The 6,031-nt window shown below is 64.5% G+C and carries 7 protein-coding genes; 4 read left to right on the forward strand and 3 right to left on the reverse strand.

Annotated features, from left to right (window positions below; translation table 11 throughout):
- Positions 1-223: 223 nt before the first annotated feature.
- The 4 genes from V6M39_RS07325 to V6M39_RS07340 are packed head-to-tail and all read left to right on the forward strand — an operon-like array spanning position 224 to position 3,361.
- On the forward strand, positions 224-1,153 hold the full coding sequence (locus tag V6M39_RS07325; protein WP_332643144.1) for a heme o synthase: 930 nt from the start codon (positions 224-226) through the stop codon (positions 1,151-1,153).
- A gap of 25 nt (positions 1,154-1,178) precedes the next feature.
- Positions 1,179-1,433 carry a hypothetical protein gene (locus V6M39_RS07330; RefSeq protein WP_332643136.1) on the forward strand — a complete coding sequence of 85 codons (255 nt, stop codon included), beginning with the start codon at positions 1,179-1,181 and terminating at the stop codon, positions 1,431-1,433.
- Entirely contained in the window at positions 1,420-2,523 is a 1,104-nt protein-coding gene (locus V6M39_RS07335; RefSeq protein ID WP_332643137.1) for a hypothetical protein, read from the forward strand. The genes V6M39_RS07330 and V6M39_RS07335 overlap by 14 nt, the downstream gene beginning before the upstream one ends.
- A 43-nt stretch (positions 2,524-2,566) precedes the next feature.
- Positions 2,567-3,361: a hypothetical protein gene (locus V6M39_RS07340; protein ID WP_332643138.1), complete on the forward strand. Its 795-nt coding sequence runs from the start codon at positions 2,567-2,569 to the stop codon at positions 3,359-3,361.
- Here V6M39_RS07340 and V6M39_RS07345 read toward each other — a convergent pair.
- The 3 genes from V6M39_RS07345 to V6M39_RS07355 are packed head-to-tail and all read right to left on the reverse strand — an operon-like array spanning position 3,324 to position 5,912.
- On the reverse strand, positions 3,324-4,214 hold the full coding sequence (locus V6M39_RS07345) for a COX15/CtaA family protein (RefSeq protein WP_332643139.1): 891 nt from the start codon (positions 4,212-4,214) through the stop codon (positions 3,324-3,326). The genes V6M39_RS07340 and V6M39_RS07345 overlap by 38 nt on opposite strands.
- A 4-nt stretch (positions 4,215-4,218) precedes the next feature.
- The gene (locus tag V6M39_RS07350) at positions 4,219-4,995 is read right to left on the reverse strand and encodes an ABC transporter permease (protein WP_332643140.1); all 777 of its coding nucleotides are present in this window, start codon (positions 4,993-4,995) and stop codon (positions 4,219-4,221) included.
- A complete protein-coding gene (locus V6M39_RS07355; RefSeq protein ID WP_332643142.1) occupies positions 4,992-5,912 on the reverse strand; it encodes an ABC transporter ATP-binding protein in 921 nt (306 codons plus the stop codon). Before V6M39_RS07355 ends, V6M39_RS07350 begins: the two co-directional genes overlap by 4 nt.
- Positions 5,913-6,031: the final 119 nt, after the last annotated feature.

Here is a 6,031-nt window from a genome sequence, read left to right on the forward strand (position 1 = left end):
CGAGGTCAGTCCAGTCGAGTGGGGTGGGGGCTGTCGTCACAGCTCGGGCTCCTGAATCGTCGATCACGGGCGTCGGCCGGCCATGCCCAACCGTCGGTGACGACACTACTCGTGTGGGCAATGAGCCGCTCGGGTGCGTGGCGACCATGAGACGTGACATTCCAAGTCCCAACCGTCGGTACGTCGCCGGTTGCGTGGCACTAGACTCGCCCCTGTGACTGCCGTGCATGTGACGCCGACCGATGGCGTCGATCAACCCACCGTGCCGCTGGCCTCCCGTCGCGACGTCGTCCTCTCGTACATCGCGCTGACGAAGCCGCGAATCATCGAACTCCTGCTGCTGACGACAGTGCCTGTCATGTTCCTGGCGGCGCAGGATGTGCCGCCGCTGTGGCTCGTCGTTGCCACCGTTGTCGGCGGCACCCTGTCAGCAGGTAGTGCCAACGCGCTCAACTGCGTGGTCGACGCCGACATCGACCAGCTGATGCGACGAACTGCCCGGCGTCCGCTGCCGCGCCACCAGGTATCGACAAACGGAGCGCTGTACTTCGGCCTTGCGCTGGGTGTCGTGTCGACCGTCTGGCTGTGGACCTTGGTCAACCCGCTGTCGGCAATGCTGGCCCTAGCCGCCAACGTCTTCTACGTCATCGGCTACACGATGATCCTCAAGCGCCGCACCACCCAGAATATCGTCTGGGGAGGCGCCGCTGGTTGTTTCCCGGCCCTGATTGGCTGGACGGCCGTGACGAACGAGCTTGCCTGGGCACCTGTCGTGCTGTTCATGGTCGTGTTCTTCTGGACTCCGCCACACTTCTGGGCTCTGGCAATGCGCTACCGCGAGGACTATGCCGCGGCGAGCGTTCCGATGCTTCCATCTGTCGCCAGCTCGGCCGAGGTCGCCCGCCAGATCGTCATCTACAGCTGGGTCATGGTTGCCACCTCGCTCTTGCTGTGGCCCTATACCGGCTGGTTCTACCCGGCCATGGCCATCACGCTCGGCATCATCTTCCTGATCGAGGCGTACGACCTGCGCTCCCGCGCCTGGGACACCGAGGATCTGTCGATCATCAAGCCCATGCGGCTGTTCCACCTCTCGAACGCATACCTCGCGCTCCTGTTCGTCGCAGCGGCCATCGACCCGTTCGTCAAGTGACCTCTGGCGCATCCAGATGAACGCCGTGGGCAAGGGCATCATCGCGTTCTTCGGCGGTGCCGGCGTGTTGATGGTCCTTGTGGGCCGCGAGTTCGTGGATCGCGGTGGCGAGAATGGCGAGGCGGCCAGCGTCATCGTGCTGATCGGCATGATCTGGACCGGCGTGGCGATCCTCCTGCTCTTCCTGTTCCTTCTCATCGGTCGTGCAACGGCCCGCAATGCCGCCCGTCAGGCAGAGCTGCTGCGCGAGGCCAACGAGAGCTCCGATGGCACTTCATGAGCTGAGCCCCAAGGCATACAGGTTGGTCGAAGCAGCGCGTTCGACCAACCTGACGGAGCGATTCTTCGGGCGCTATGCGCGAGTGGGACTCCGCGGAGTGCTCGCCGACACCAATCGGGTCGCGACCTGGGACAGGGTGCCGGGGAAGGCGGCGCTGGGCGGCTACGCCTGGCAGCAGGGTGACTTCAGGACCAAACGCTGGATCCCGCAGGGCATCACGACATCATCCGACGCGTACGGTCCTGATCCCACCGCCGGGACGGTCGGTGGGCGGCATCTGGTGCTCGTCAGCTGGTACGCCCGCAACCTTTGGGGCTTCTTCTTCGGCTCGCGGATCTCGGTCATGGATTGCACCGAGGAGACCCACGCGCCCTACCGGCATGTCCTGCTCGTCAACCCCCGGCGGTTTCTCGGCATCAACTGGCTCACGACGATTCGCGTGCATGCCGGCGGCATGGTTTGGTACGGCCAGTACCTCTACGTCGCCAGCGGGCAGCGCGGCATCCGGGTGTTCCGCCTCGACGACCTGGTGAGAGTTCGCAATCGCCTTCGCACCAAGACCTACAGGTACGTGTTGCCGCAGTTCACCTCGTACGACGCCGATCACGACGAGGCGGTCGGCAAGATGATGTATTCGTTCATGTCTCTCGACCGTTCCGGCGATGAGGATCACCTGATCGCGGGGGAGTACGGCCGCAAGGGTGGCAGTCACCGACTCATGCGCTTTCCGCTCGACCGCGAGACAGAGCTGCTCCGTCGCGATGACCGCGGATGGGCCGTGCCGGCCGAGCTGTATGACCGTCAGGTCGAGCGCATGCAGGGCGCAACTCTGGTCAACGGCACTTGGGTCATCACCGCAAGCAACGGCAAAGGCAACCCCGGTGACCTGTGGGTCGGGCGACCGGGTGACTACGTACGGCACGCAGGCGTTCTCCCGACAGGACCGGAGGACATCACCTATTGGCCCCAGCGGGGGCAGCTGTGGACTCTGTCCGAGTGGCCCCGGCAGCGCTGGGTCTATGCGATTGACGCTGAAAAGTGGGCAAGACCCCCGGCACCAGACGATGGACCTGACCCCCACGACAGCTGACTGAGTCCTTACGTAGACCACACGCCCGCTCTAGGATGCGGGCATGTCCAAGACACTCCTCTCGGTCCTTCCGCTCATATTCAGCGTGGTCAGCGTGGTCCTGTCCGGCTACATGTCCGTGCGACAGCAGAAGATCAGCCACCGACTGCGCGTCGAGGAGGACAGGCGTGAGAAGGAAGAGTCGGCGCTTGCCGCTGCCCAGCGGGTCTATGAGCCCATGGCACAGGCCGCCGCGGAGCTGCAGTCCCGGATCTATAACATCGTCGAGAACGACTGGGTCACCCTGACCAAGCGCTACGAGGGCCATGGTGACTACCCGACGAGGAGCACCGCGTTCCTGTTTGCTCACTACTTCGGCTGGGTCGAAGCCAGACGCCAGTCTGTGCTCGACTCGAGCGGCAAGGGCGGCCGCGACGAGACAGTCCAGGGCCTGATCGACAACATCCAGAAGATCATGCGCCGTGGGGACGACAGCGAAGGCTTTTCGTTCTTCAGCGCAGAACAGCGCGCAATCGGCGAGTTGATGTTCTTCTGGGAGGTCGTGCCCGACAGCGGGCTACGCATCCCACACGTGCTCGGCTACGCGGCGTTTTCGACACGCTATGAGAACGATTCCGAGTTCCGAACGTGGTTCACGCCAGTCGACGCCGGCATCGCACGAGTTGCCGAGGGTGACGTCAGTCGCCTCGTTGACATTCAGGGCGGGTTGGTCAGGCTGATCCTTGAGCTCGACCCAAAACAGCGTTACACCACGGGATACGACCTCACGCCGATCCACCTCGCCGCCGGTGGCGAGCCCGTTATCGACGCGCCGACAGCGGAGCAGTCGACTCAGTGACGGTCGCCTGAAGAAGCAGCCGAGTTGCTGCCGCAACCAGGACGGCTGCACCCACCAAGTGGGCCGCGACCAACGCGATCGGCAGGTCAGCGAAATACTGCATGAACCCGATCGCACCCTGCGCCAGCTCGACTCCGAGCAGGATTATGGCCAACCGTCGGATCGACCCGTGCGCCACGACGCAGAGCAGGATCGTCATGGCGACCAGCACGTACACCGACACGGCGTGGACATGGCTCATGACCTGAGGATCCAGTCCGTTGCGGGGTGCCTTCTTGTCACCTGCGTGGGGTCCGCTTCCCGTCACGATCGTCCCGAGATAGACGACGACCCATGCGACGGCGTACGTGGCGATCACGTGCGTCACGTGCGAGCGCGAGCCGGCGAGCCCGCCTCGGACCCGCACCAGCAGCACCGTTGATGCCGCGATCAGCCCCATCGAAAGGATCAGGTGGAGCGACACGATCCAAGGGTTGAGGTCGGTAAGAACGCTGATGCCACCGATGACGGCTTGGAATGGCACGCCGAGAGCGATGATCAGAGCCAAGCGGCGCATGGTTCGGGTCGAGTCGGACCAGCGCCACACTGCGATGAGTGCGGAGATCACGACGAACACCAGCACATACGTGAGCATCCTGTTGCCGAACTCGATGACGCCGTGCGTGCCAAGCTCGCCGCGAGGCACGAACGAGTCGTCGGTGCACTTCGGCCAGGTCGGGCAGCCCAGTCCCGAGGCTGTCAGTCGGACCAGCCCTCCGGTGAGGACGATCAGCGTGTTGGCCGCGAGTGTTGCCCAGGCCCAGCGTTCAACAGAGGTTCGATCGGGTTGGCGGATGCTCGCCAAGAAACTCATTCAGTCACTCCCACTTGAACGTCCTCGACACCCCGAGGCCACAGCAGACTGCCCACATGATCAGGACGACCACTGAGAACGAGCTGAGCCCGTCGCCGGCGAACACGTCGCGCAGGCCCTGCCCAAGCGCGCCAGAAGGCAGCACCTGCAGTGCATGGCTCGCAGCTTCGGGATAGCGACTCAGCGGGACGATCAACCCACCACCGACGAGCAGCAACACGTAGACCAGGTTGGCGACCGCCAACGTTGCCTCGGCGCGCATGATGCCGGCGATGAGCAGGCCGAGCGAACCGAAAGCCGCTGTACCAAGAACGACGAGCAGCAGAGCCTCAGCGATTGCCGTCAGCCCACCACTCGGCTCCCAGCCCAGAAGCAGGCCGACGACCGAGAGGATCGCCAGCTGGATCACTTCGATGATGGCAATGGCGCCGATCTTGCCGACCAGAAGCCCCCAGCGGGGCAGCGGCGAGGCCCCCAGTCGCTTGATGACTCCGTAACGACGCTCGAAGCCGGTGGCGATGGCGAGCGAGGTGAAGGACGTCGACAGCACAGCGAGAGCCAGGATGCCCGGCGTGATGATGTCGATCGGGCGACCGGGGCCGAGATCGACGATCTTGTCGGCACGTGCACCGAGGATCAGCAGCACGAGCGGAATGATCAGGGTCAGCAACAGCTGCTCGCCGTTGCGTGACAGCAGACGCAGCTCCATCGAGCCCTGCGACCGCAACATGGCCGTACGTCGCGCAGCTCCGGGCTTGGGCGACAGGTCCAGGCTCGTCATCGCAGGGCCTTCCCGGTCAGCTCGAGGAACCGGTCCTCGAGCGTCTGGCGTTCGACGAGCACCGACTCGGTGAGCACGCCATGGGTGGCGCACCAAGCAGTGAACGTTGCGAGGAGCGCTGGATCGACGTCGCCAGCAATGACATAGGAACCGGGGGAGACCTCGTCGACCTTCACGTCGTCGGGCAACGCCAGCATCAGGCTCTCCACGTCAATACCGGGTCGTGCTGTGAACCTGACGGTGTTCTGAGCGCCTGATGCAGCGAGCGCCTGAGGAGTTCCGGACGCGATGACCTGGCCCTCGTCCACGATGTGCACATTGTCGGCGAGCACCTCGGCCTCGTCCATGAAGTGGGTCGTGAGGACAACGGTGACGCCGCTCGTTCGTAGCTCGCTGATGAGCTCCCACGTCGATCGGCGCGCCTGCGGGTCGAGGCCTGCTGTGGGCTCGTCGAGAAACACCAGCTCGGGGCGACCGACAATCGCCATCGCCAGGCTGAGTCGTTGCTGCTGACCACCGGACAGTCGGCGATAGGGCGTGCGGCCGTACGACTGCATCCCCAGGCGTTCGATCAGCAGGTCGACGTCGAGAGGGTGGGCGTGAAGTGAGGCGATGTGCCGAAGCATCTCGTACGCGCGTGAGCCGGACCAGGCACCGCCGGACTGAAGCATGACGCCAACCCGTGGACGCAACTGATGGGCGTCGGCGATCGGGTCAAGTCCGAGCACACGTACAGAACCGCTCTGCGGACGGCGGAAGCCCTCGCAGGTCTCGATCGTGGTCGTCTTGCCGGCGCCATTGGGGCCGAGGATCGCCGTGACCGTGCCCGGCTCGACGGTGAGGCTGAGCCCATTGACGGCGGTGACCGATCCGTACTTCATGACGAGGTCCTTGACCTCGACAGCGGGCTGATTCACCCGCTCAGTGTAGGTGTGGGGGTTCTAGGCTGTTGGCATGGACCTACCCGTCATGCCGCCGGTGCAACCCATGCTCGCGAAGTCCGTGAAGGGGGTGCCCGCCCAGGACTCGGTCGACG

The sequence above is a fragment of the Aeromicrobium sp. genome (assembly GCF_036675695.1).
Lineage (GTDB): Bacteria > Actinomycetota > Actinomycetes > Propionibacteriales > Nocardioidaceae > Aeromicrobium.